Source organism: Brevibacterium sp. Z349TD_9 (assembly GCF_056173565.1).
The window spans coordinates 1,186,763-1,210,050 of record NZ_CM149680.1; the positions used below are offsets into that span (position 1 = coordinate 1,186,763).

21 protein-coding genes and 1 tRNA gene are annotated in these 23,288 nt (G+C 68.6%); 17 read left to right on the forward strand and 5 right to left on the reverse strand.

Annotation, left to right across the window (positions count from 1 at the left end; genetic code table 11):
• Positions 1–18 precede the first annotated feature (18 nt).
• The gene (locus tag AC0VYB_RS05335; RefSeq protein WP_009374408.1) at positions 19–1,242 is read left to right on the forward strand and encodes a cell division protein PerM; all 1,224 of its coding nucleotides are present in this window, start codon (positions 19–21) and stop codon (positions 1,240–1,242) included.
• A 78-nt stretch (positions 1,243–1,320) separates the two neighbouring features.
• Here AC0VYB_RS05335 and AC0VYB_RS05340 read toward each other — a convergent pair whose 3' ends face one another.
• Positions 1,321–1,773, reverse strand: coding sequence for a hypothetical protein (locus AC0VYB_RS05340; protein ID WP_009374409.1), 453 nt, complete (start codon positions 1,771–1,773; stop codon positions 1,321–1,323).
• A 114-nt stretch (positions 1,774–1,887) separates the two neighbouring features.
• On the opposite strand from AC0VYB_RS05340, the gene purN reads away from it, so the two are divergent.
• From purN to AC0VYB_RS05360, 4 genes are all read left to right on the forward strand, one after another.
• Entirely contained in the window at positions 1,888–2,514 is a 627-nt protein-coding gene (gene purN, locus AC0VYB_RS05345; RefSeq protein ID WP_040341032.1) for a phosphoribosylglycinamide formyltransferase, read from the forward strand.
• Positions 2,515–2,547: 33 nt separating this feature from the next.
• Positions 2,548–4,095, forward strand: a complete 1,548-nt coding sequence (purH, locus tag AC0VYB_RS05350) for a bifunctional phosphoribosylaminoimidazolecarboxamide formyltransferase/IMP cyclohydrolase (RefSeq protein ID WP_009374411.1) — start codon at positions 2,548–2,550, stop codon at positions 4,093–4,095.
• A gap of 106 nt (positions 4,096–4,201) precedes the next feature.
• Positions 4,202–4,438 (forward strand): hypothetical protein, encoded by a 237-nt coding sequence (locus AC0VYB_RS05355; protein WP_009374412.1) that lies wholly within the window; start codon positions 4,202–4,204, stop codon positions 4,436–4,438.
• A 188-nt stretch (positions 4,439–4,626) separates the two neighbouring features.
• A complete protein-coding gene (locus AC0VYB_RS05360; protein WP_009374413.1) occupies positions 4,627–4,809 on the forward strand; it encodes an antitoxin in 183 nt (60 codons plus the stop codon).
• An 83-nt stretch (positions 4,810–4,892) separates the two neighbouring features.
• On the opposite strand, the gene AC0VYB_RS05365 is transcribed toward AC0VYB_RS05360, so the two are convergent.
• Together AC0VYB_RS05365 and AC0VYB_RS05370 are read right to left on the reverse strand one after the other, a co-directional pair.
• Positions 4,893–7,436 carry a UvrD-helicase domain-containing protein gene (locus AC0VYB_RS05365; RefSeq protein ID WP_100227338.1) on the reverse strand — a complete coding sequence of 848 codons (2,544 nt, stop codon included), beginning with the start codon at positions 7,434–7,436 and terminating at the stop codon, positions 4,893–4,895.
• Between the two features lie 92 nt (positions 7,437–7,528).
• Positions 7,529–7,951 (reverse strand): hypothetical protein, encoded by a 423-nt coding sequence (locus AC0VYB_RS05370; protein WP_009374415.1) that lies wholly within the window; start codon positions 7,949–7,951, stop codon positions 7,529–7,531.
• A 64-nt stretch (positions 7,952–8,015) separates the two neighbouring features.
• On the opposite strand from AC0VYB_RS05370, the gene AC0VYB_RS05375 reads away from it, so the two are divergent.
• From AC0VYB_RS05375 to pth, 6 genes are all read left to right on the forward strand, one after another.
• Positions 8,016–8,087, forward strand: a tRNA-Gln gene (locus tag AC0VYB_RS05375).
• A 35-nt stretch (positions 8,088–8,122) separates the two neighbouring features.
• On the forward strand, positions 8,123–9,577 hold the full coding sequence (gene glmU / locus AC0VYB_RS05380; protein WP_063250203.1) for a bifunctional UDP-N-acetylglucosamine diphosphorylase/glucosamine-1-phosphate N-acetyltransferase GlmU: 1,455 nt from the start codon (positions 8,123–8,125) through the stop codon (positions 9,575–9,577).
• Positions 9,574–10,545 (forward strand): ribose-phosphate diphosphokinase, encoded by a 972-nt coding sequence (locus tag AC0VYB_RS05385; protein ID WP_009374417.1) that lies wholly within the window; start codon positions 9,574–9,576, stop codon positions 10,543–10,545. The genes glmU and AC0VYB_RS05385 overlap by 4 nt, the downstream gene beginning before the upstream one ends.
• Before the next feature lie 98 nt (positions 10,546–10,643).
• Entirely contained in the window at positions 10,644–11,687 is a 1,044-nt protein-coding gene (locus tag AC0VYB_RS05390) for an alpha/beta hydrolase (RefSeq protein ID WP_131248561.1), read from the forward strand.
• Between the two features lie 143 nt (positions 11,688–11,830).
• Complete coding sequence (locus tag AC0VYB_RS05395; protein WP_009374419.1) at positions 11,831–12,478, forward strand: 50S ribosomal protein L25/general stress protein Ctc; 648 nt, start codon at positions 11,831–11,833, stop codon at positions 12,476–12,478.
• A 161-nt stretch (positions 12,479–12,639) separates the two neighbouring features.
• On the forward strand, positions 12,640–13,242 hold the full coding sequence (pth, locus tag AC0VYB_RS05400; protein ID WP_040341036.1) for an aminoacyl-tRNA hydrolase: 603 nt from the start codon (positions 12,640–12,642) through the stop codon (positions 13,240–13,242).
• Positions 13,243–13,311: 69 nt separating this feature from the next.
• Here the strand turns inward: pth and AC0VYB_RS05405 are convergent, their stop codons facing one another.
• Entirely contained in the window at positions 13,312–14,016 is a 705-nt protein-coding gene (locus AC0VYB_RS05405; protein WP_009374421.1) for a rhomboid family intramembrane serine protease, read from the reverse strand.
• A gap of 242 nt (positions 14,017–14,258) precedes the next feature.
• Here AC0VYB_RS05405 and mfd point away from each other — a divergent pair, with 242 nt between their 5' ends.
• The 4 genes from mfd to eno all read left to right on the forward strand — a co-directional run bounded on the left by mfd (position 14,259) and on the right by eno (position 20,413).
• Positions 14,259–17,786 (forward strand): transcription-repair coupling factor, encoded by a 3,528-nt coding sequence (mfd, locus tag AC0VYB_RS05410; RefSeq protein ID WP_081590944.1) that lies wholly within the window; start codon positions 14,259–14,261, stop codon positions 17,784–17,786.
• A complete protein-coding gene (locus AC0VYB_RS05415; RefSeq protein ID WP_009374423.1) occupies positions 17,783–18,250 on the forward strand; it encodes a MazG nucleotide pyrophosphohydrolase domain-containing protein in 468 nt (155 codons plus the stop codon). The genes mfd and AC0VYB_RS05415 overlap by 4 nt, the downstream gene beginning before the upstream one ends.
• Positions 18,247–19,050, forward strand: a complete 804-nt coding sequence (locus AC0VYB_RS05420; RefSeq protein WP_009374424.1) for a tyrosine-protein phosphatase — start codon at positions 18,247–18,249, stop codon at positions 19,048–19,050. Before AC0VYB_RS05415 ends, AC0VYB_RS05420 begins: the two co-directional genes overlap by 4 nt.
• A gap of 82 nt (positions 19,051–19,132) precedes the next feature.
• Positions 19,133–20,413 (forward strand): phosphopyruvate hydratase, encoded by a 1,281-nt coding sequence (gene eno / locus AC0VYB_RS05425; RefSeq protein ID WP_009374425.1) that lies wholly within the window; start codon positions 19,133–19,135, stop codon positions 20,411–20,413.
• A 380-nt stretch (positions 20,414–20,793) separates the two neighbouring features.
• Here eno and AC0VYB_RS05430 read toward each other — a convergent pair whose 3' ends face one another.
• Positions 20,794–21,858: a hypothetical protein gene (locus AC0VYB_RS05430; protein ID WP_259788543.1), complete on the reverse strand. Its 1,065-nt coding sequence runs from the start codon at positions 21,856–21,858 to the stop codon at positions 20,794–20,796.
• A 406-nt stretch (positions 21,859–22,264) separates the two neighbouring features.
• On the opposite strand from AC0VYB_RS05430, the gene AC0VYB_RS05435 reads away from it, so the two are divergent.
• Both AC0VYB_RS05435 and AC0VYB_RS05440 read left to right on the forward strand, forming a co-directional pair.
• Entirely contained in the window at positions 22,265–22,768 is a 504-nt protein-coding gene (locus AC0VYB_RS05435) for an FtsB family cell division protein (RefSeq protein ID WP_040340891.1), read from the forward strand.
• Positions 22,765–23,286: a DUF501 domain-containing protein gene (locus AC0VYB_RS05440; protein ID WP_009374428.1), complete on the forward strand. Its 522-nt coding sequence runs from the start codon at positions 22,765–22,767 to the stop codon at positions 23,284–23,286. Before AC0VYB_RS05435 ends, AC0VYB_RS05440 begins: the two co-directional genes overlap by 4 nt.
• Positions 23,287–23,288: the final 2 nt, after the last annotated feature.

Consider the following 23,288-nt stretch of genomic DNA (forward strand, 5'->3'; position numbering starts at 1 on the left):
TCGGCGAAAATGGTACCGATGCACACTTCTCCACCTCAGAGCTCCACGCGCCATCCCGTCCTCCTGGGCATGGTCGAAGCCTTCCGCCTCGGCCTCATCGTCGTGCCCTCGGCGTTCGTCGTCGCGACGGTCTTCTGGCTCGTCGGCCTCGGCGCCCAGCTCGACTACTCGATCATCCCCGAGTGGGCCTTCGCCCTCTGGGCCGTCGTCCACGGTCTGAGCATGTCGACGATGGGCTTCGACTTCTCACTGCCCCCGAGCCTCGTCACCCTCGGAGTGTGGGCCCTCCTCGCCTCGGGGGCGGCCCGACTCATCACTGTGCTCTCCGATGCCGATCCTCAGCCCGGCGATGAGGCGGAGGAGACTCCGTGGTGGGCGACGTGCGCCATGGCGCTCTCGGGCTTCGCCCTCGTCTACGCGGGGCCGCTCGTCGTGCTCGCCGTCCTCGTCGGGGAGGCGACTCTCGATCCGCTCGGCGTCCTCCGGCTGCTCGCCCTGCTCGCGACGGCCTTCGCCTTCGGCTATGTCCGGGTCCGCGGCGTCGTCGACCTCCCGTGGCTGAGTGGACTCGACGAGGAGGTCTGGAGTGCCGCGACCGCCCTGGGCAGGCGCGTGCTCTTCGGCGCCCTCGGACTCGCCGTCGTCGTCATCGCCGTCGGGCTCGGACTGCGGTGGGCCGACCTCGCCGAGGCGATGGAGGCCTACAGCTCCCCGCTGTCGGCCGGCATCGGCCTCGTCGTGGTCCAGGTGCTCTTCGCTCCGGGAGCGCTCTTCAGCGCGCTGTCGTGGATCGCCGGCACAGGGGTGGGCATCGGCGACGGCGTCTCTTCGGCGTTCCTCACGGCCTCGGGACCTGTGCCCGACGTTCCCGTGCTCGAACTCCTCGTCGGGGGATACCCGGTGTGGGCGAAGGCCGCACCGGTCCTCCTCGTCCTCCTCGGGATCGGCTGCGTCGTCATCGGCCGCGCGCATGCCCGCCGGGTCCATGCCGCCGGATGGATGAGTGTGGCCGTCGCGTCCGGGCTCGTCCTCATCGTCGGTGAGACCGCTGCGCTCTTCTCCTTCGGTGCGATCGGTCCCATCGGGCTCGCCGCCTTCGGTCCCTCACCCCTCGTCTCCGCGCTCGCGGTCACCGGATGGGTCGGTCTGGGTCTGAGCATCGGCTGCGGGCTGACCATGCTCTCGCACATGGAGTTCGACCGCGAGGACGACGAGGCTCTCGCGGGAAGCGAGCGCAGCTGATCGCCGGCACCCCGGGTGGTGGTCGGACTGGTGGGGTCGGAACTGCGGCACCGGAGGCCGCTCAGAGGTGCGCTGTGCTCAGTTCGAGCCGGGCAGCTCGAGGTCCTGTCCGGTGATCTGCTTGAACCAGGAGCCCAGTCCGTCCTCGTAGTCGCTCGCGCACTTGAGCTCCGCCTGCTGGGTGATCGCATCCCGCACGCACTCCTCGTAGCTCGACTGGACGGGCCAGAGCACCACGGAGGAGAGGGTGGAGAAGACGAGGTAGACGCTGAGCAGTCCGCCGAGGACGCCGAGGGAGATGCTGCGCTTCTGCTTCGCTCTGACCACGGCGATGATGTAGCGGACCGACCAGACGATCGCGGCGATCGCGAAGCCCGCGGCGGCGAGTTTGAAGGGCAGCGGATAGGTGAACGTCAGCACCGCGGCCAGGACGAGGAGGATGAGGATGAGTCCGTGCCGCGCCGGCGCGGCCTGCCTCTCCTCCTCGGGGGTGGGGGCATTCTTCTCTTCGGTGCTGTTCGGTGACGTCACCCCGTCATTTTGTCACAGTCGACTGGCAATCGCCTCGGCGCCCGGTCCGGCCCCAGCGGAAGCCGGCACGGTCCGGGTCGGTGCGCCCGTGACGGCGAGGATAGAATGGCCTTCGTGCGCATCGTTCTGCTGGCCTCCGGCTCAGGTACCCTCACCCAGGCCGTCATCGACGCCTTCACCGGACCCGGATCCGCCGACGTCGAGATCGTCGCGATCGGCTCCGATTCTCCGACCGCGGGTGTCCTCGCCCGGGCCGAGTCCGCGGACATCCCCACCTTCGTCGTCCGCCCTCGGGACTTCTCCGACCGCGATGCATGGAATGTGCGGCTGCGCGACACGGTCGCCGACCTCGACCCGGACTGGGTCGTCTCCGCCGGCTTCATGCGCATCCTCGGCGCCGACTTCATCGCCGCCTTCGACCAGCGGATCATCAACACCCACCCGGCGCTGCTGCCGGCCTTCCCCGGCGCCCACGGCGTCCGCGACGCGCTCGCCCACGGCGTCAAGGTCACCGGCGGGACGATCCACCTCGTCGACTCCGGGGTCGATACGGGCCCGATCATCACGCAGTTCACGGTCCCGGTGCTCGACGGAGACACCGAGGACAGCGTCCACGAGCGCATCAAGACCCGGGAGCGGGAGGAAGTCGTCCGCTTGCTCCGCTTCCTCACCACCCACGATCTCACCATCGACGGCCGCCACGTCTCGGGATACCCCGCCGCGGCGGACGTCGTCGTCTGAGCCGATCACCCACCAAGCCCTCAAGGAGGACCTGTGACAGGAACCCGCGCGATCAGGAGAGCGCTCATCAGCGTCTACGACAAGACCGGACTGACGGAGCTCGCCCGTGGGCTCGCCGCCGCCGGAGTCGAGATCGTCTCCACGGGATCGACGGCCGCGCGGATCGCCGAAGCCGGAGTCGAGGTCACCGAGGTCGAAGCGCTCACCGGGTTCCCCGAGACCCTCGAAGGCCGTGTCAAGACCCTCCACCCCAAGGTGCATGCCGGGATCCTCGCCGACTCGCGCAAGCCCGAGCACCTCAGCCAACTCGATGACCTCGGGATCGAGCCCTTCGACCTCGTCGTCGTCAACCTCTACCCGTTCGCCGAGACGGTCGCCAGCGGTGCGGGCTTCGACGAGTGCATCGAGCAGATCGACATCGGCGGACCCTCGATGGTCCGTGCCGCGGCGAAGAACCACCCCACCGTCACCGTCATCACCGACCCTGCCGACTATCCGGCCGTCACCGAGGCGGCGGCAGGGGAGGGCTTCGACCTCGCCTCCCGCCGGGCCTTCGCCGCCCGCGCCTTCGCCCACACCGCGGCCTACGACTCCGACGTCGCCTCGTGGTTCGCCGGGGAGCTCGCTCCCGCGGGCGAGCAGCCCGACTTCGCGGGACTGACCGGGAACAAGCTCGCGGATCTGCGCTACGGGGAGAACCCCCACCAGTCGGCCGCCGTCTACTCCGACGGCACGCGCGGCATCGCCGGGGCGAGACTGCTCGGCGGCAAGCCGATGTCGTACAACAACTACACGGACACCGATGCCGCGATCCGGGCCGCCTATGACTTCGACCAGCCGGCAGTCGCGATCATCAAGCACGCCAATCCGTGCGGCATCGCCGTCGCCGAGACCCCCGCCGCCGCCCACCGGGCAGCCCACGCCTCGGATCCGCTCTCGGCCTACGGCGGTGTCATCGCCGTCAACCGCGAGGTCGACGCCGAACTCGCGGAGTCGATCAAGCCGATCTTCACCGAATGCCTCGCGGCCCCGTCGTTCTCGCCCGAGGCGCTCGAGATCCTGGCATCGAAGAAGAACCTGCGCCTCATCGAACTCGGGGACATCGACGCCCCGGCCGAGGAGATCACCCAGATCACCGGCGGTTTCCTCGTCCAGGACCGTGACGTCTTCCAGGCCGAGGGCGACTCGCCGAAGTCCTGGACGCTCGCCGCCGGTCCGGCCGCGGACCCCGCGGTGCTCGCCGATCTCGAGTTCGCATGGAAGGCGTGCCGGTCGGTGAAGTCGAATGCGATCCTCCTGGCCAAGGACGGCGCCTCGGTCGGCGTCGGCATGGGTCAGGTCAACCGGGTCGACTCGGCGAAGCTCGCCGTCGAGCGCGCCGGTGCCGAACGCGCCTCCGGCTCCGTCGCCGCCTCCGATGCGTTCTTCCCGTTCGCCGACGGACTCCAGATCCTCCTCGACGCCGGTGTCACCGCCGTCGTCCAGCCCGGTGGGTCGATCCGCGACGACGAGGTCATCGCCGCGGCCGAGGACGCCGGAGTCTCCCTCTACCTCACAGGGAGCCGCCATTTCTTCCACTGAGCGGACCCGCACCTCCCCCCGCCATGCCCGGCGGGGGAGAGGGGCGCTCGCCAAGCGGTGGATCTACTGGAAGCGGCGCTACTCGCATCCGGTCTCGAAGGACTGGGTGCTGCTCGGCTGCCTCGCGGCGACCGGTGTGGCCGCAGCGTGCGCATTCATCGACTTCCGGCTCGGGGCCTTCGTCCTCGCCGCCGTCCCCGGGGGACTCGCGCTCATGCGGTCGATGCCCTCGCCGTGGGGCGAGTTCTGGGTCAACCGCTCGAAGGGCGTCGACATCCTCACCTGCCTGATCTTCACAGCCCTCCTCGTCGGACTCGCGATCGTCGTCCCGCAGAGCCGCTGACGTCAGCGAGAGTGACGGGCAGGGCTGCCGGCGCCCGGAGTCGCCGAGAAGTTACCGAGGCAGTGGCGATGGTCACATTGGGAGATCTCTGTGAAAGTCGGAGGTTCCGGTTGCCCTCGGTGACGAAAGTGGCATCGTGGTCTGCGTCAGGAGGTCCGTACGGGCCTCTTCCGATGAAAGGAGACAGCATGGGATTTGATGACCTGACCAACAAAGCCAAGGACGCCGTGAATAGCGATAAGGGCGAAGAGATCAGCGACCAGGGTCTCGACAAGGCCTCCGATGCCGCCAACAATCTCTCCGGCGGGAAGTTCGAAGACCAGATCAACCAGGGCCGCGACGGCGCCGATGGAGCCATCGGCAACCAGTGATCCTCAGTCCATTGCCGCGTCCGGCATGGACGAAGCGCCGAGGTGGATGATCACCTCGGCGCTTCTCTGTGCCCTGGGGGCGGTCAGCTGAGTTTCTCGACCGGGGCGTAGCGGAGGAGGAGGCGCTTCGTGCCGGCCGAACCGAAGTCGACGACGGCGACGGTCTTGTCGCCGGTGCCGTTGACCTCGGTGACGGTCCCGAGGCCGAAGGACTCGTGGGAGACCTTCTCGCCCACGGACACCGAGATGACCTCACGGTTGGGGCGGATGCGATTCGGGAAGCCTGCCGAGGGCGCACTCGCGGCGCGAGAGCCGCGGGAGGCTCCCGAGGTGCGTGAGGACCCGCCGACACCGGAAGCGCCGGAGCCTCCGCGCGAGGAGGACCCGCCGCCGTATCCGCGCGCACCGTAGCCGCCGAAGCTGCTCCCGCCGCCGCTGCCGAGGGCCGAAGAGAAGCTGCCGGTGCTCTCCCATTCGATGAGGTTCTCGGGGATCTCGGTGAGGAAGCGGCTGGGCGGGTTGTATTGCGGCTGACCCCACATGCTGCGCGTCTCCGCGCGGGTGACGAGCAGTCGCTGCCTCGCCCGGGTGAGGCCGACGTAGGCGAGGCGCCGCTCCTCGGAGAGTTCGCTGGGATTCTCGAACGAGCGGGCGTGTGGGAAGCCGCCGTCCTCGAGGCCGGTGAGGAAGACGACGGGGAACTCGAGGCCCTTCGCCGTGTGGAGGGTCATGAGAGTGACCTGCCCGAGCTCGGCGTCGGGGATCTGATCGGTGTCCGAGGCGAGCGCCACCTGTTCGAGGAATGCGTCGATCGATGCGTCTGCGGCCGCCTCGGCGGGGGACTGCGCTTCGGCATCCGATGCGGACTGAGCATCCGAGGCGACCTGCGCTTCGGCACCCGACGGTCGGCCCGCCTCGGCGGGGGTGGGGTCCGCGTCAGCAGCCTCGGACTGTCCGGGGTCGGCGTCGGCGGCCTCCGGATCGGCGGCGACAGCACGGGTCGCGGAGAAGTCCTCGGCGACGGCGACGAGCTCGGCGAGGTTGTCGACCCGGGACTCGTCCTGCGGGTCCGTGCTCTTCTGCAGGGATTCGAGGTATCCGCTCTGTTCGAGGATCGCTTCGATGACGCGGGAGACGGGGGCCACCTCGGCGGTGGCGGAGAGATCGCGGAGGAGAGCGTAGAACTTCTCCACCGAGGACTGGGCGCGGGTGGACAGGTGCGGGATCTCGCCGAGGCGACCGAGTGCGGCATAGAAGCTGATGCCCTCCCGGTCCGCGAAGTCGGCGATGATTCCCTCGGTGCGGTCGCCGATCGAGCGCTTGGGCACGTTGAGGATGCGGCGGAGGTTGACGTCGTCGTCGGGATTGGCGATGACGCGGAGGTAGGCGAGGGCGTCCTTGATCTCCTTGCGCTCGTAGAACCGCGTGCCGCCGACGACCTTGTAGGGGATGCCCGAGCGGACGAGCGCGTCCTCGATCGCCCGGGACTGGGCGTTCGTGCGGTAGAAGACGGCGAAGTCGCCGTAGGTGTACTTCTCCTCGTCGATGAGCTCGTCGATGCGGTCGACGACGAAGCGTGCCTCGGCCTGTTCGTTCTCCGCGACCCAGCCGACGATCGGCTTGCCCCCGCCCTCGGAGGTCCACAGGCGCTTGTCCTTGCGGTCCTGATTGTGGGCGATGACGGCGTTCGCAGCATCGAGGATGTTCTGGGTCGAACGGTAGTTCTGCTCGAGGAGGACCACCTCGGCGGCGGGGAAGTCCTGCTCGAACTCGACGATGTTGCGCACAGTCGCTCCGCGGAAGGCGTAGATCGACTGGTCGGCGTCGCCGACGACGGTGAGCTCGGCACCGGTCGACCCGCCCGCGCCGTCACCGGCGAGTGCCCGGATGAGGGCGTACTGGGCGGGGTTCGTGTCCTGATACTCGTCGACGAGGATGTGGCGGAACCGGCGACGGTACGAGTCGGCGACCTCGGGGAAGGCCCCGAAGAGGTGGACGGTCTCAGCGATGAGGTCGTCGAAGTCATAGGCGTTGGCCAGGCGCAGACGCTGGGTGTAGCGACGGAAGACGTCGCCTAAGACCTCGTCGGCGGGATTGTTCGGGCGCGGGACGAAGTCCTCGGCCGTCTGCAGCTCGTTCTTGAGGTTGGAGATCCGGTGGAGGATCGACCGCGGCGCGTACTTCTTCGAGTCGAGGCCGAGCTCCTTGAGGATCTGCGCGACGAGGCGCTGCGCGTCCTGGGCGTCGTAGATCGTGAAGTTCGTGCTTCTGCCCAGCGTCTTCGCCTCCCGGCGGAGGATGCGCACGCACGCGGAGTGGAACGTCGAGACCCACATCGCCCGCGAGGCCGGTCCGACGATCGCGGAGACGCGTTCGGCCATCTCCTTCGCCGCCTTGTTCGTGAAGGTGATCGCGAGCACTTCGCCCGGATGCGCGCGGCCGGTGGCCAGGGCATAGGCGATGCGCCTGGTGAGCACCGTCGTCTTGCCGGATCCGGCACCGGCGACGATGAGCAGGGGAGAGCCCGTGTGGACGACGGCCTCCCGCTGCCGAGGGTTGAGGCCAGAGAGCAGGTCGTCGGCGCGGGAGTCGGCGGTCATCGAAGTGTGGTCAGCTGCAGCAGTCATGTCGGAACCAACGATACCGTCCGCCCCTGACGCAGGCAGACGCCCTCACCCGAGCGCCCGGAAGGTGGCTGAGCCGGGGGAGGAGACGAAGGTCAGCCGACGAAGACCGCGACGAGGACGTTGAGGATCGCGAAGGCGAAGGTGAGGTGTGCCATCGTCGCCGAGGGGTGCCGCACCGCGGTGACGGCTCCGTTCGCCGAGGCGGTCGTGCCCGCCGCCGCTGATTCGACCGCCGTCTCTGCGGCGAAGCGCTTCTCCTGCCGGTTGCCGAGGAATGCGAAGACCGTGACGAGGATCGCGACGACGAGTTTGATGCCGATCTTCATGTGATCGACCTGGCCGCCGCCCATCTCCGCGAGGCCGACGAGGAGGAGTCCGGTGACGAGCTGGAGGTAGGACGCGTGGAGCATTCCCGGCAGCACCCGAGGCGAGCGGATGACCGTGAAATAGCCTCCCACGATGATCGCCATGCCGATAAGATGAAGGGTGAGGAGCACCTCGCGCAGAATTTCCATACCGTTCATCGTAATGGCATGATGGGTACTCGTGAGCGCGGGCCCTATGACTGGCGCACGCTGTTCCGCCCTGGTGTAATGGCAGCACGCCGGCCTTTGGAGCCGTGCAGTATAGGTTCGAATCCTATGGGCGGAGCTGGCCCCATCCGACTTGCGAAGGATACCTTTTCAATGCCGCAGATCCGTCCCACTGCCGTCATCGTCCTGGCCGCCGGCCAGGGCACTCGCATGAAGTCGGCACTGCCGAAGGTGATGCACCCGATCGGCGGGCGCTCCCTTCTCCATCACGCGATCGCCGCGGCCGAGGGTACCTCGCCCGACCACCTCGTCGTCGTCGTCCGCCACGAGCGCGACCAGCTCGTCGCCCACCTCGACCAGCTCACGGTCACCTCGACGCGCACCGTCCTCGTCGCCGACCAGGACGAGGTCCCCGGCACCGGCCGGGCCACCGAGTGCGCGCTCACCCAGCTTCCCGCCGACCTCGCCGGCACCGTCGTCGTCACCTACGGCGACGTCCCGCTGCTGACGACGGAGACGATCAACGGTCTCGTCGAGGTCCACGAGGGCGAGGGCAATGCCGTCACCGTCCTCTCCGCCGAGGTGGACGACCCCACCGGCTACGGCCGTGTCGTCCGCGACGCCGCCGGCAACCTCCTGCGCATCGTCGAGCAGAAGGACGCCACCGAGGCGGAGCGGGCCATCCGTGAGATCAACTCCGGCATCTACGCCTTCGACGCGACGGCCCTGCGCACCGGTCTCGCCTCCCTGACCACGGACAACGCCCAGGGCGAGAAGTACCTCACCGACGTCGTCGGGGTCTCCCACGACGCGGGCCTGCCCGTCGCCGCCACCGCGACCGACGACCTCTGGCAGGTCGAGGGCGCCAACGACCGCGTCCAGCTCGCCCAGCTCGGCAAGGAGCTCAACCGCCGCACGTGCGAGAAGTGGATGCGGGCCGGCGTCTCGATCATCGACCCGGACACGACGTGGATCGACGTCGACGTCTCCCTCGGCCAGGATGTCACGATCCTCCCCGGCGTCCAGCTCCTCGGAGCCACGGATATCCACGATGGTGCCGTCGTCGGACCCGACTCGACGCTCAAGGACACCGAGGTCGGCGCCGGAGCCCAGGTCGTGCGCACCCACTCGGAGCTCGCGATCGTCGGACCCGGCGCCTCGGTGGGACCCTTCGCCTACCTGCGCCCGGGCACGAAGCTCGGCGCAGACGGCAAGATCGGCACCTTCGTCGAGACGAAGAACGCCGACATCGGACCGGGTGCGAAGGTGCCGCACCTGAGCTACGTCGGCGACGCGGAGATCGGGGAGGGCACGAACATCGGCGCCGCCTCGGTGTTCGTCAACTACGACGGAGTCGCCAAGCACCGCACGACGATCGGCAGGCACGCACGGATGGGCTCGGACAACATGTACGTCGCCCCGGTCACAGTGGGCGACGGCGCCTACTCGGGTGCGGGCACCGTGGTGCGCAAGGATGTCCCTGCAGGAGCGCTCGCCATCAATGTGGCCCCGCAGCGCAACCTGGAGGGCTGGGTCGAAGCCAACCGCCCCGGCACGCCTGCAGCGCAGGCCGCCGAGGCCGCATCCGATAGGGGAACGGATAAGTGAACGAGATAACGACGGCGGGCGACAAGAAGCTCGTCCTGGTCAGCGGACGGGCGAACCCCGAACTCGCTGAGCAGGTGGCGGAGAACCTGGGCACCGAGCTCCTGCCGACCGACATCTACAACTTCGCCAACGGCGAGATCTACGTCCGGTTCTCCGAATCCGTGCGCGGCTGCGACGTCTTCGTCCTCCAGTCGCACAGCGCTCCCATCAACGAATGGCTGATGGAGCAGCTCATCATGGTCGACGCCCTCAAGCGCGCCTCGGCGAAGCGGATCACCGTCATCGCCCCCTTCTTCCCCTACGCGCGCCAGGACAAGAAGCACCGCGGCCGTGAGCCCATCTCCGCCCGCCTCGTCGCCGACCTCTACAAGACCGCCGGTGCGGACCGCATCATCACCGTCGACCTCCACACCGCCCAGATCCAGGGCTACTTCGACGGACCGGTCGACCATCTCATCGCGATGCCGATCCTCGCCGGCTACGTCAAGGACAAGTACCCCGGCGACCTCGCCGTCGTCTCGCCCGACGCCGGCCGCATCAAGGTCGCCGAGAACTGGTCGAACGCCCTCGGCGGCGTGCCCCTGGCCTTCATCCACAAGACCCGCGACATCACGCGGCCGAACGAGACGAAGGCCAACCGCGTCGTCGGTGAGGTCGAAGGCCGCACGTGCGTCCTCGTCGACGACATGATCGACACCGGAGGCACCATCGTCCAGGCCGCGGACGCGTGCATGGCGGCGGGGGCGAAGAACGTCATCGTCGTCTCCACCCACGCCGTGTTCTCCGGGCCCGCCGTCGAACGCCTGTCGAACTCCGTGGCCGACGAGGTCATCGTCACCAACACCCTGCCGCTGACCGAGGACAAGATCTTCGACAAGCTCACGGTGCTCTCGATCGCCCCGCTCATCGCCCGCGCGGTCCACGAGGTCTTCGAGGACGGGTCGGTCACCAGCCTCTTCGAGGTCTGAGACCCGCCGTCTACCGCACCGTGGACACCGACGAACCCCCGCCCCCGAGCGGGGGTTCGCTCTACACTGGAGGCAGGAGAGGGAAGGGAGCCCGGAGGATGTCGACCCATGACTACAACCGCTACAGGGTGGACGTCGCCGGAGGCGCGCTCTCCGTCGGCGTGTGGGAACCGGTCTCCGCCGAACCCGGACCCGTGCCCACCGTGTGCGTCATCCACGGCATCACCTCGAACCACCTCTTCTTCGCCGGGCTCGTCCCGCTCCTGCCGGGCGTGCGCATCATCGGACCGGACCTGCGCGGACGCGCGGACTCACGCCTCCTGCCCGGTCCCTTCGGCATGCGCGTCCACGCCGAGGACGTCCTCACCGCCATCGAGACGTTCTCCGACTCGGGCACCGTCACCCTCGTCGGGCATTCGATGGGCGGATTCGTCGCGATGACGCTCGCCAGACTGCCTGCGGTCGTCGGTGCCGACGACACCACCACCGACACCGAGGCAACCGTGCGCTTCCGCGGCCCCGTCCTCATCGACGGCGGCCTTCCCCTCCCGCTCGCGCTGCCCGGCGCGGGGGAGGAGCTGTCGCCCGGCGAGGCCGAGAGCGAGGAGCTCAACGCCGCACTCGACACCGACGACCTCATCGCCGCCGTCCTCGGCCCAGCCGCCGAGAGGCTGTCGATGACCTTCACCACCGTCGAGGAGTACCTCGCGTTCTTCGCCGCCCATCCCGCCTTCGTCGACGGACTCGACACCGTGGCGACCGAGAGCTTCGTCTACGACCTCGCCGCCAAGGACGACGACACGTTCCAGCCCTCGACCTCGGTCGAGGCGATGGAGGCCGACTCCGCCGACATGTATCAGGGCGCTGCCTACCCGGCGGCGCTGGCCGCGGTCATGGCCGACGAGGAGCAGCAGTCCGACGTCGCCTTCCTCGCCGCCGAACGCGACCTCGTCGCCGCCGAGCCCGGCCTCTACCCGCCCGAGCTCGTCGCCTCCTACCGGCAGCGATGGCCGCGCATGGAGGTCGTCGAGGTCCTCGGCACCAACCACTACGACATCCTCCTCACCGCGGAGGGACTCGCCGCGTGCGCGGCAGCCGTTCAGGAACGACTTGGAGCACTCACCAAGGGTGCCGTAGAATAGTCGGGTTGCCTCGGCGAGGGAGACGCCTGTCTCCGTGATCGACGCGGTCCTGACCCACCTCGGGTGCGCTGATATGCGGCCCCGGGTGCGGCCTCAGACTGTTTCGCCGTGGTGCATGAGAGATCACCACGAAGGAGAGAAACATGGCTGACTTCAAGCTCATCGCAGAACCCCGCGACGAATTCGGCAAGGGCGCTGCCCGCCGCATCCGCCGCGCCGGTCGCATCCCCGCGGTCGTCTACGGCCACGGCGGCGACCCCGTCCACATCTCGCTCGAGGGACACGCCACGATGATGGCCCTCAAGCACGCCAACGCCCTGCTCGAGATCGAGAGCACCGACGGCGCGAAGAACGTCCTCGCGATCGCCCGCGACGTCCAGATCGAGCCCGTGCGCCGTGAGATCGAGCACGTCGACCTCATCATCGTCAAGCGCGGCGAGAAGATCGAGGTCGACGTCCCCGTCCACGTCGTCGGCGATGCCGCCCCCGGCACGATGGTCTCGCAGGTCGAGTCGACGCTCGCCGTCCTCGCCGACGCGACCAAGCTGCCCGAGCTCTTCGAGGTCTCCGTCGAGGGCCGCCCCGCCGGTGAGCACATCCTCGCCGAGCAGGTCGAGCTGCCGGCCGGCGTCGAGCTCGTCGCCGACCCGGAGCTGCTTGTCGTCAACATCTCCGAAGAGCTCGAGATGGACACCGAGTCCGATGCCGACGAGACCACCGAGGACGAGGCCGCCGACGAGGAGTCGACCGACGAGGCCGCCTCCGAGGACGAGGCCTCCGAGGAGGAGTGAGAACACTGATCCGACCCTGACCGGGGTTGGACCGGCACTCACCCGAGTGTGACCACGACGATCGGCGGGCCGCCACCACGGCGGCCCGCCGATCTGCCTATCCTGGGTCCGGACACGCCTTCGGCGGGCGGCAGGGATGACGAGATGAGGAGAGGGTGACGATGAGCAGCGAAGCCTGGCTGGTCTTCGGACTCGGCAATCCGGGACCGGAGTACGCGGCGACCCGGCACAACATCGGACAGATGGTCGTCGCGGAACTCGCCTCGCGCATGGGCATCAGCCTGACGCGGACGAAGCTGCGTGCGAACGTCGGCACCGGCCGGCTCCCCACCGGGTCCGTTCCCGGGGTGCCGGGACCTCGGGTCGTCCTCGCCACCTCGACGGGATACATGAACAACTCCGGTGGGCCGCTGAGGCAGGTCGCCGACTTCTACGGCATCGACCCGGACCACATCATCGCCGTCCACGACGACGTCGACCTGCCCTTCGACACGATCAAGGCGAAGGTCGGCGGGGGAGAGGGCGGACACAACGGCCTGCGGTCGATGACCTCGGCGCTGGGCACGAAGGACTACGTGCGCATCCGCGCCGGCGTCGCACGGCCCACCGGCCGCCAGGACACCGCCGACTACGTGCTGCGGCCGTTTGCGAAGGACGAGCGCACGACCCTGCCGATCTTCGTCTCCGACGTCGCCGACGCCGTCGAGATGTGCATCATCGAGGGCCTGCTGCCCGTGCAGGCGAAGTTCCACGCCCGCAGCTGAGGACTCCGGGACCGCCTCGGCGAGGGCGGGAACGAACCGGTCGGAAGGACCGCCGGATCAGACGATCACTCAGGCCACGGGACGGGCACCGCTCCGGCGGTGGATGTACCACGCGGCGATGATGCCGCCGATGAAGCCGAAGAGGTGACCCTGCCACGACACGCCGTTGGCCTGCGGGAAGAGCCCGAAGACGAGGGAGGCGCCGTAGGTGACGAAGACGAAGAGCCCGATCGCGAAGTAGATGATCCTGCGCAGGACGTCCTCGGTGAACCACGTGCGCACCGCGAGGTAGCCGAAGTAACCGAAGACGATGCCCGAGGCGCCGACGATGTAGTGGCCGGGGAAGGTCGTCAGCCACGCGCCGAGGCCGGAGACGACCGCGGAGATCACCGTGACGAGCCAGAAGCGGCGGGCGCCCTCGGCGGCGATGAAGAGGCCGAGGATGAGGAACGGGAACGTGTTGGCCAGCAGGTGTCCGAACCCGGCGTGGAGGAGGGGCCCGGTGACGATCCCGTAGAGGGCGATCGGATTCCACGACTGCAGGCCGAAGGCGTCGAGGTCGGCCGGCAGGATCGCGTCGACGATCTCGACGATCCACATGATCGCGAGCAGGATGAAGACGGGGGCGAAGCGGGAGAACCCGCCGGAGTACATCGAGCGCAGGCGCGCACCGGGGGACTGGCGGGTGCCTGGCTGGGGTGAGTGCGGAGAGTCGGTGCCGAAGAGGGCCCGGGACTCCTCGGCGGTGAAACGAGGGGAGTTGTCGGAGCTCATGCCTCGATTATCGGCCACGAACTTTGGAGAACCCCCAGAGACGCGGGCCCGTGACCGTACTGTTAGGGAGTCCGGCGGCGGGTGTCGGCCCCGGTCGACCCTCCCGTTCCCGGTCCCTGTCCTGGTCAGGCGCGCACAGGTCGGATCGGGTCCGAGTCAGGGGCGTGGACTAGAATTGCCAGGTGCTCAACGGACTCGATCTCACATTGCAGAATCCCACCGTGACCGAACTCGTCGAGGCCATGGCCGACCCGACGACGACCGGCGGGACCATCGACGCGACCAAGGGACTGTGGCCCTCGATTCTGCGGCGCACCGTCTCCTCCGGGCCCGCCGCCTCACCGCAGCTCATCGTCACCGCCACGACCCGGGAGGCCGAGGACCTCGCGCGGTCGCTGGCCGACTGGGTGCCTGCCGACTCGATCGCCGTCTTCCCCAGCTGGGAGACCCTGCCGCACGAGAAGCTCTCCCCGCGCTCGGACACTGTCGGTCAGCGCCTCGAGATCCTCCGCCGCCTCGCCCACCCGAAGCCCGGGGGCGCACTCACGTTCATCATCGCCCCCGTCCGCGCGTTCCTCCAGCCCCTGGCCAAGGGACTCGGGGAGATCCCGCCGATCGAGCTCGCCGTCGGCGACGAAGCCGAGATCGAGGCGTTCTCCGCGCGTCTGACCGAACTCGCCTACACCCGTGTCGACATGGTCTCCCGCCGTGGCGAGTACGCCGTGCGCGGCGGCATCGTCGACGTCTTCCCGCCGACGGTCGACCATCCGCTGCGCATCGAGTTCTTCGGCGACGAGGTCGACGAGATCCGTGAGTTCGCCGTCGCCGATCAGCGCTCCATCCCCGCCGAGGCGGACGCCGACCCCCTGCGCCTGTCCGCGCCCCCGGTCCGCGAACTCCTCCTCACCGACTCCGTCCGGGCGCGGGCCGCCGAGCTCGCCCCCACCCTTCCCGCCGCCGCCGACATGCTCGAGAAGATCGCCGCAGGCATCGCCGTCGAGGGCATGGAGTCGCTCACCGCGGTCCTCGCCGACGGGATGGAACCGCTCATCGCGCTCCTGCCCGAGGGCACGAAGATCATCGTCACCGAACCCGAACGTGTGGCCGCGCGCGCCGCCGACCTCGTGGTGACGACGAACGAGTTCCTCGAAGCCGCGTGGTCGGGTGCCGCCGCGGGCGGGGACTCGCCGATCGACCTCTCCGCCGCGACCTTCCGCACGCTCGAGGAGATGCGCGAGGGCGCCGGACTCATCGGACTCGCCTGGTGGGAGATCGGGGGGTTTGCGACCGACGCCGAACTCGTCTCCCCGCACGCGAACCTCTTCTCCATCCCCGCCCGGCCGCCGAAGGGCTACGCCGGTGACGTCGAGGCGATCCTCACCGACGTGCGCGGGCTCGTCCACGACCAGTGGCGGATCCTCGTCCTCACCGAAGGACAAGGGCCGGGCCAGCGCATGGTCGAGGTGTTCTCCGAGGCCGGGGTGCCCGCGACCTTCGTCGAGGACCCGACCGATGCGCCCGAGGCCCTCGTCACCGTGACCACGGCCGCCCCGTTCGGGGGCTTCGTCTTCGACGACCTCAAGCTCGCCGTGCTCACCGAGGCCGACGTCCTCGGGCGGGCGGCTGCGACCTCGACCCGTGACATGCGCCGACTGCCGACCCGCCGCAAGCGCAACCAGGTCGACCCCCTCAACCTCGCCCCCGGAGACCTCGTCGTCCACGAGCAGCACGGTGTCGGACGGTTCGTCGAGATGACGCAGCGGACGACGGGCAAGGGCGCCGCCAAGCACACGCGCGAATATCTCATCATCGAATACGCGCCGGCCAAACGCGGCCAGCCCGGTGACCGACTCTACGTGCCCTCCGACGCCCTCGACCAGGTCAGCCGCTACGTCGGCGGTGAGAACCCGAGTCTGAACAAGATGGGCGGCGCCGACTGGCAGTCGACGAAGGCGAAGGCGCGCAAGGCGGTCAAGGAGATCGCCGGGGAGCTCATCCGCCTCTACTCGGCCAGGCAGGCGACCGTCGGCCACGCGTACGGGCCCGACACCCCGTGGCAGCGCGAACTCGAGGACGCCTTCCACTACGTCGAGACCACCGATCAGCTCACGACGATCGACGAGGTCAAGGCCGACATGGAGAAGTCGGTGCCGATGGACCGGCTCATCTGCGGCGACGTCGGCTACGGGAAGACGGAGATCGCGGTGCGGGCGGCGTTCAAGGCGATCCAGGACGGCAAACAGGTCGCCGTCCTCGTCCCGACCACCCTCTTGGTCCAGCAGCACTTCGAGACCTTCGCCGAGAGGTACGCGGGATTCCCCGTCACCGTCGGTGCCCTCTCCCGGTTCCAGACGAAGCAGGAGTCGGAGAAGGTCGTGTCCGACCTCGCCGACGGCAAGCTCGACCTCGTCATCGGCACGCACCGCCTCCTCAGCGGGGAGGTGCGGTTCAAGAACCTCGGGCTCGTCATCATCGACGAGGAGCAGCGCTTCGGCGTCGAGCACAAGGAGACTCTCAAGGCGATGCGCACGAACGTCGACGTGCTGGCGATGTCGGCGACCCCGATCCCGCGCACGCTCGAGATGGCCGTGACCGGCATCCGCGAGATGTCGACGCTCGCGACCCCGCCCGAGGAGCGCCACCCCGTCCTCACCTACGTCGGCAAGTACGAGGACCAGCAGGTCAAGGCCGCGATCCGGCGCGAGCTCATGCGCGAGGGCCAGGTCTTCTACATCCACAACCGGGTGCGCGACATCGAGGCCGTGGCCGCCCGCCTCGCCGAACTCGTGCCCGAGGCCCGGATCGCGATCGCCCACGGCAAGATGAACGAGCACCGTCTCGAGCAGGTCATCGTCGACTTCTGGGAGAAGAAGTACGACGTGCTCGTGTGCACGACGATCGTCGAGACCGGCATCGACATCGCGAATGCCAACACCCTCATCATCGACCACGCCGACCGCTACGGCCTCTCCCAGCTCCACCAGCTGCGCGGCCGCGTGGGTCGAGGCCGCGAACGCGCGTACGCGTACTTCCTCTACCCCGCCGACACCCAGCTCACGGAGACCGCCCTCGACCGGCTGACGACCTTGGCCGCGCACACCGAGCTCGGCGCCGGGATGCAGGTAGCGATGAAGGACCTCGAGATCCGCGGCGCCGGCAACCTCCTCGGCGGCCAGCAGTCGGGACACATCGAAGGGGTCGGCTTCGACCTCTACGTCCGCCTCGTCGGCGAGGCGGTCGCGAACTTCCGCGGCGAGGACACGGAACCCGAGGCGGAGATGCGCATCGAGCTGCCCGTCGACGCCCACCTGCCCGCCGAGTACGTCGATCACGAGCGGCTGCGCCTCGAGGCGTACCGGAAGCTCGCGGCCGCGGCGAACGAGGACGAACTCCAGGAGGTCCTCGACGAACTCGTCGACCGCTACGGTCCCTACCCGGAGGCCGTGGGCGTCCTCGCCGACGTCGCCCGGCTGCGGATCCGGGCGCGCGCCTCGGGCGTCAACGACATCGTCGTCCAGGGCAACTTCGTCCGCTTCGGACCCGTCGAACTCGAGGACTCCCAGGTCGTGCGGCTCAAGCGCCTCTATCCGAAGTCGCTGCTCAAGCCCGCGATCCGCTCGGTCCTCGTGCCCAAGCCGATGGACGGCAACGGGTTCGGAGCCAAGGAGATGACCGACTCCGACATCCTCCGCTGGGCCCACCAGTTCCTCGACGCGATCCTCCCGGTCGTCCCCGCCGAGGTGGTTCCCTCCGAGGTCGTTCAGGCATGACCGGCGACGGCGGCACGTCAGCGGAGGCGGCGCCCCGCGTCGACGGCATCGTCGAGGCGATGGCGGTGCTGCGCTCCCGGTGCCCGTGGTCGTCCGAACAGGACCATGCGAGCCTGGAGAAGTACGCCAGGGAGGAGACGGAAGAGCTCATCGAGGCGCTGGCGGACTTCCGCGCCTCGCCCGGCCCGGCGACGCGGCAGGCCGTCATCGACGAACTCGGCGATGTCCTCTACCAGGTGCTCTTCCACTCCGCGCTGCTCGATGAGAGCGGGGGAGAGGACTACGGCCACAGCCTCGGCGCCGTCATCGACGGACTCGAGGCCAAACTCGTCCGTCGCCACCCCTTCGCCTTCGACGGTCAGGGGCGGGGCGGACCGATGGCCTCGCTCGAGGACGTCGAAGCCGAGTACCGTCGGATCAAGGACGACGAACGCGTCGCCGCGGACGAAAGCGAGGAACAGTGAGCCTGGACAGGATCGACATCGAGGGGACCTTCAACTTCCGCGACCTCGGCGGGGCACCCGTGGGCGGGGGAGAGTCCGTGGCGACGGGGAAGGTGTTCCGCGCCGACGGCCTCGCCCAGCTCACGGACCGCTCGCGCGAGGAGCTGCGCCGCTTGGGGATCACGACCGTCCTCGACCTGCGGGACATCGGCGAGCGGGCGAAGCACCCCGACGCCCTCGCCGGCCTCGACGTCGACCACATCGAACTCCCGATCTTCGAGGACCGGTTCTTCCCGGCAGCGCCGCTGAGCGCCGAGGAGATGAGGGAGCTCGCCGAGACGACGGGACTCGACCTCACCGACCGTTCCCTGCGCCGGATCTACGACTACCTCATCGACCACTTCGGGCCGCGACTCGCACTCGCCGTCGACACGATCGCGAACCGGTGCGGGGACGGCATCGTCTTCCACTGCTCGGCGGGCAAGGACCGCACCGGCCTCGTGGCGGCGTTCGTCCTCGACCTCCTCGGCGTCGACCGGGACGACATCCTCGACGATTACACGGTCACCGAGGACCACCTCGGCGGGGCGTTCCTCGAATCCGTCCTCCGCAACTACTCGGACGCCGGGATCTCGGGCAACCTCGTCGAGACGGCGACGGCCGCACCCCGGGATCTGCTGGCGGGCATCCTCGATTCCCTCACCGAGACCTACGGTGACGACGCCGTGGAGAAGTACCTGCTCGAGCATGGGATGGATCCGCAGACACCGGCACGACTGCGACAGCGGCTGCTCGAGGCAGGCGACGACCGAGCCGCGTGAGGACGGGCGCCCTCGCGTTGTGCACTAAGCTGAACCGCAGGCACATGTTCCCCATGTGATACCGACTGCTAAGGAGTGATCAGTGACTGAGATCGTCGCCGCAAATGCCCGCGAAATCCTGGATTCCCGGGGAAATCCCACCGTCGAGGTGGAAGTGCTCTTGGCCGACGAGTCCGTCGGTCGCGCCGGAGTCCCCTCCGGTGCCTCGACGGGTGAGTTCGAGGCCGTCGAGCTGCGCGACGGAGATCCCGAGCGCTACCTCGGCAAGGGTGTGACGAACGCCGTCGACGCCGTCATCGACGAGATCAACGAAGCCATCGTCGGCCTCGAGAGCGACGACCAGCGCCTCGTCGACCAGGCGCTCATCGAACTCGACGGCACGGAGAACAAGTCCCGCCTCGGCGCGAACGCGATGCTCGGCACCTCGCTCGCGGTCGCGCGGGCGGCGGCGGTCTCGGCCGACCTCCCGCTCTACCGCTACCTCGGCGGCCCCAACGCCCACGTCATGCCCGTGCCGATGATGAACATCCTCAACGGCGGATCGCATGCCGACTCGAACGTCGACATCCAGGAATTCATGATCGCCCCGATCGGCGCGGCGAGCTTCCATGAGGCGCTGCAGTGGAGCGTCGAGGTCTACCACGCGCTCAAGGGCGTGCTCAAAGAGCGCGGCCTGTCCACCGGACTCGGCGACGAGGGCGGCTTCGCCCCTAACCTCGAATCGAATGCCGCGGCCCTCGACCTCATCCTCGAGGCCATCGAGATCGCCGGCCACCGTCCCGGCCGTGACATCGCGCTCGCCCTCGACGTCGCCTCCTCGGAGTTCTTCAAGGACGGCGCCTACGAGTTCGAAGGCGAGAAGAAGTCGGCTGCGGACATGGCAGCCTACTACGAGGAGCTGCTCGGCAAGTACCCGCTCGTCTCGATTGAGGACCCCCTCGACGAGAACGACTGGGAGGGCTGGGCGAAGCTCACCGAGGCGATCGGTTCGAAGGTCCAGCTCGTCGGCGACGACCTCTTCGTCACCAACCCCGAGCGCCTCGAGCGCGGCATCGACAACGACACCGCGAACTCGCTGCTCGTCAAGGTCAACCAGATCGGCACCCTCACCGAGACCCTCGACGCCGTGGCGCTCGCGCAGACCCACGGGTACACGACGATGATCTCGCATCGCTCCGGCGAGACCGAGGACACGACGATCGCCGACCTTGCGGTGGCCACCAACGCCGGGCAGATCAAGGCCGGTGCGCCCGCCCGCTCCGAGCGCGTCGCGAAGTACAACCAGCTCCTGCGCATCGAAGAGCAGCTCGGCGACGCCGCCCGCTACGCCGGCAAGCGCGCGTTCCCGCGCTTCGACGCCTGAGGCCCTGCCTCCGGGTTGGCCCGGCTGCACTGCGGCTGACGTCAGCCGGCCGCACTGTGGCTGAGGTCAGTCGGTCGCACCGTGGCTGACGTCCGCGCGCCGCACCGTGGCTGACGTCAGTCGGCCGCACGGTGGCTGACGTCAGTCGGCCGCACCACTGCGCCGAGGCGGGGGCGGGTGACCATCAACGGTCACCCAGCCCCCGCCTCGGCGATTGCGCGTCGGCTGTGCTCACCCCTGGTCGCCTCACCTACCCTGAGCGCCACGTCGCACCCTTGGCTCCATAACGCCCCGTTCGCTTCGCACGTCCTACCCGGAGCGCCAAATCCTCCCCTTGTGCGGGTTGTTTTTGTCGTTGCACCGGCGGGGAGGATGCAACGTCACCTCGCCGAGGCGGTCGTGGCCCCCATCACCGCCCGCTTGATCTCTTCGAACTTCGCCTCCTGGAACAGTTCCTTCCAGCTGATGCGCACGATGCGCCACCCGCGATCGCGCAGCCACTGCTCGCGTCGACGCTCCCGTTCGAGCTCGTCGCGAGGCACCCCCGAACCGAGGTAGAGCTTGCCGATGCCGTCGACCTCGACGATGAGATTGGCCGCCTGATGACAGAAGTCGACCCGGATGGTGGTGCCGAACGTGTCGGTCGTGAAGCTCACCTGCGGGGTCATGCCGACGATGCCGTGCTGGTAGAACCGCACGGCCGCGACCGACTCCGCGGGTGACTCGCGGCGGGCATCGGCGAGATCGAGCGCGAGTTCCACGCGCTTCGAGTTCCGCTTCTCGAACGACTGGGCGAAGACCGTGCGGATCGTCGCCGGAGTCGTGAGCTTGCGACGCAGGGCGTCATCGAGCATGGCCACGGAGATCTCGAGGCTGTACGTGCGGGCGACATCGACGAGTGTGCGCTCGAGCGTCGTGACCTGCAGGCCGTAAGGGGTCGTCTGGATGTGCTGTTTCGGGATCGTCGCCCCACGCACGTGGAGGTTGGGGAATCGGCGATTGACTCCCGGGCGGACGACCTCGACCTGGTGCGTGACGGGGTAGGCGACCGGCAGCCCGTGTACGAGCGCCGCGGAGATGTGGGTGATGATCTCCGCGTCCTCCGGGGACGCGGCATTGCCGCGTGCATCGCCGGTCGACGGGACTGCGATGTGCCGCTGCCCCTGCTGGAACCGCACCTCGCAGTGGGCCATGACGGCGGCGTTGAGGGCTTCGATCGTGTCGCGCTGGTCGCCGTGTGCGACGAACTCGTCGTGTGTGCCCTCGTCGATGCTGCTCCAGAGAACGCGGTGGCTGTCGACGCTGCATACGTGACGCACGAGGTAGACGCCTCGGGAGAGGCGGAGCAGACAGCAGTCGCGAGCGAAGCGGAGGTCGGTGTGGGTGAAACCGAGGCGGGTGAGCTCTTGGGTCGTGAAGATCTTGTACATGAAACCAAAGTGCATCAAATGAAGTCTAAGCACAATAGACAGTTTGATAATTGTGGATAACTCTGTGCATGGGGTGTGGATAAGAGTGTGGACGCCGAGTCGGTTGCGACGGCCGAGCGCGCGCGAACCGGGCGTCGCGAGCGGCGAGGGGCGCCATCCGTCATGGCTGCCGCTGAATCATCCCCGTGCAAACGTAGGACATGCGGCTCCGGGTGCGGGAAGCTGAGCTCCGGGTTGTGTGTGCTGCGAAGTGTGTGATTCGCCGCTCTGGGTAGGACGTGCGGCCTGTTGGGAGGGCATTCCCGGGGCGGAGGACGCGAACACGCCACGACGGCGAAATCCTCGCCGAGGCGAAGTCGACACGGCAGACTTGTCAGTACTGCGACTGCCTTCCCAATCCCCGGTCGCACTAGGAAGAGTCATGGTTCCGAGCAAACCGAGAAGATCTGCCCCGAAGACGGCCCCCGGCAAAGCCTCCCCTCGGCGTCGCCCCAAGCCGGTCGTCGAGGTGCCCGCGCAGCGTGAGGCGCGCGGGCGCCGCATGTCGTGGCAGGCCGGAGTGTTCCTCGCCGTGCTCGCCATCGTCCTCGTCACCTTCCTGCCCTCGATCAACTCCGCTCTCAAGCAGGCGCAGCAGATCGCGGCGCTCAACAACGAGATCGACGCGACCCGCTCCGAGGTCGAGGCGCTGCGGGAGAAGAACGAGGATCTCAAGGACCCGACCCACATCGCGCGCAAGGCCCGGGAAGAGCAGTACTACGTCGAGAAGGGCAAGAACGCCGTCATCGTCACCAATCAGGAGACGAGCGAGGATGACGATTCGGACACAGTGTCCCCACAGCGCAGTCAACCCTGGTACCTTGAGTTGCTGGAGTCGATCGAAGAGGTCGGCAATTCGAGCAACACGACGGGAACCGGTCAATGATCACAGAGTGCACCGAGGCGGACTTCGCGACGCTGAAGGAGCAGCTCGGACGCATTCCCCGCGGTGTCGTCGGCATCGCCGCCCGCAGCACCACGGGAGAGCCGCTCGTCGTCGCCACGGCCCCGAGGCTCGAGGACGGCACCCCGTTCCCCACGACGTTCTACCTCACCCATCCGGCGTTCGTCGCCGAGAGCTCGCGCCTGGAGGCCTCGGGCATCATGGCCGAGTGGACCGCTGAGCTCGGTGAGGACGAGACCCTCGCCGAGGCGTACCGACGTGCCCATGAGGCCTACCTCGCCGTGCGGGCGGAGATCGGCGAGGCCGCCGGCATCGCCGAGGTCGAGGAGATCGCCGACTTCTCCGCCGGCGGCATGCCGACCCGGGTCAAGTGCCTCCATGCACTCGTCGGCCATGCCCTGGCCGCGGGCCCTGGCGTCAACCCGATCGGCGACCGCGCCCTGTCGTTCATGGACGACGTCCCGACCCCGGCCGTCACCCCCGCCGAGACGACCGACTAGGA

Coding starts and splice junctions, on each gene's coding strand:
- AC0VYB_RS05335 (WP_009374408.1), top strand. CDS start 19: ATGCACACTTCTCCACCTCAGAGCTCCACGCGCCATCCCGTCCTCCTG.
- AC0VYB_RS05360 (WP_009374413.1), top strand. CDS start 4,627: ATGGGATTTGATGACCTGACCAACAAAGCCAAGGACGCCGTGAATAGC.
- AC0VYB_RS05365 (WP_100227338.1), bottom strand. CDS start 7,436: ATGACTGCTGCAGCTGACCACACTTCGATGACCGCCGACTCCCGCGCC.
- AC0VYB_RS05370 (WP_009374415.1), bottom strand. CDS start 7,951: ATGGAAATTCTGCGCGAGGTGCTCCTCACCCTTCATCTTATCGGCATG.
- glmU (WP_063250203.1), top strand. CDS start 8,123: ATGCCGCAGATCCGTCCCACTGCCGTCATCGTCCTGGCCGCCGGCCAG.
- AC0VYB_RS05390 (WP_131248561.1), top strand. CDS start 10,644: ATGTCGACCCATGACTACAACCGCTACAGGGTGGACGTCGCCGGAGGC.
- AC0VYB_RS05395 (WP_009374419.1), top strand. CDS start 11,831: ATGGCTGACTTCAAGCTCATCGCAGAACCCCGCGACGAATTCGGCAAG.
- pth (WP_040341036.1), top strand. CDS start 12,640: ATGAGCAGCGAAGCCTGGCTGGTCTTCGGACTCGGCAATCCGGGACCG.
- AC0VYB_RS05405 (WP_009374421.1), bottom strand. CDS start 14,016: ATGAGCTCCGACAACTCCCCTCGTTTCACCGCCGAGGAGTCCCGGGCC.
- mfd (WP_081590944.1), top strand. CDS start 14,259: ATGGCCGACCCGACGACGACCGGCGGGACCATCGACGCGACCAAGGGA.
- AC0VYB_RS05415 (WP_009374423.1), top strand. CDS start 17,783: ATGACCGGCGACGGCGGCACGTCAGCGGAGGCGGCGCCCCGCGTCGAC.
- AC0VYB_RS05430 (WP_259788543.1), bottom strand. CDS start 21,858: ATGCACTTTGGTTTCATGTACAAGATCTTCACGACCCAAGAGCTCACC.
- AC0VYB_RS05435 (WP_040340891.1), top strand. CDS start 22,265: ATGGTTCCGAGCAAACCGAGAAGATCTGCCCCGAAGACGGCCCCCGGC.
- AC0VYB_RS05440 (WP_009374428.1), top strand. CDS start 22,765: ATGATCACAGAGTGCACCGAGGCGGACTTCGCGACGCTGAAGGAGCAG.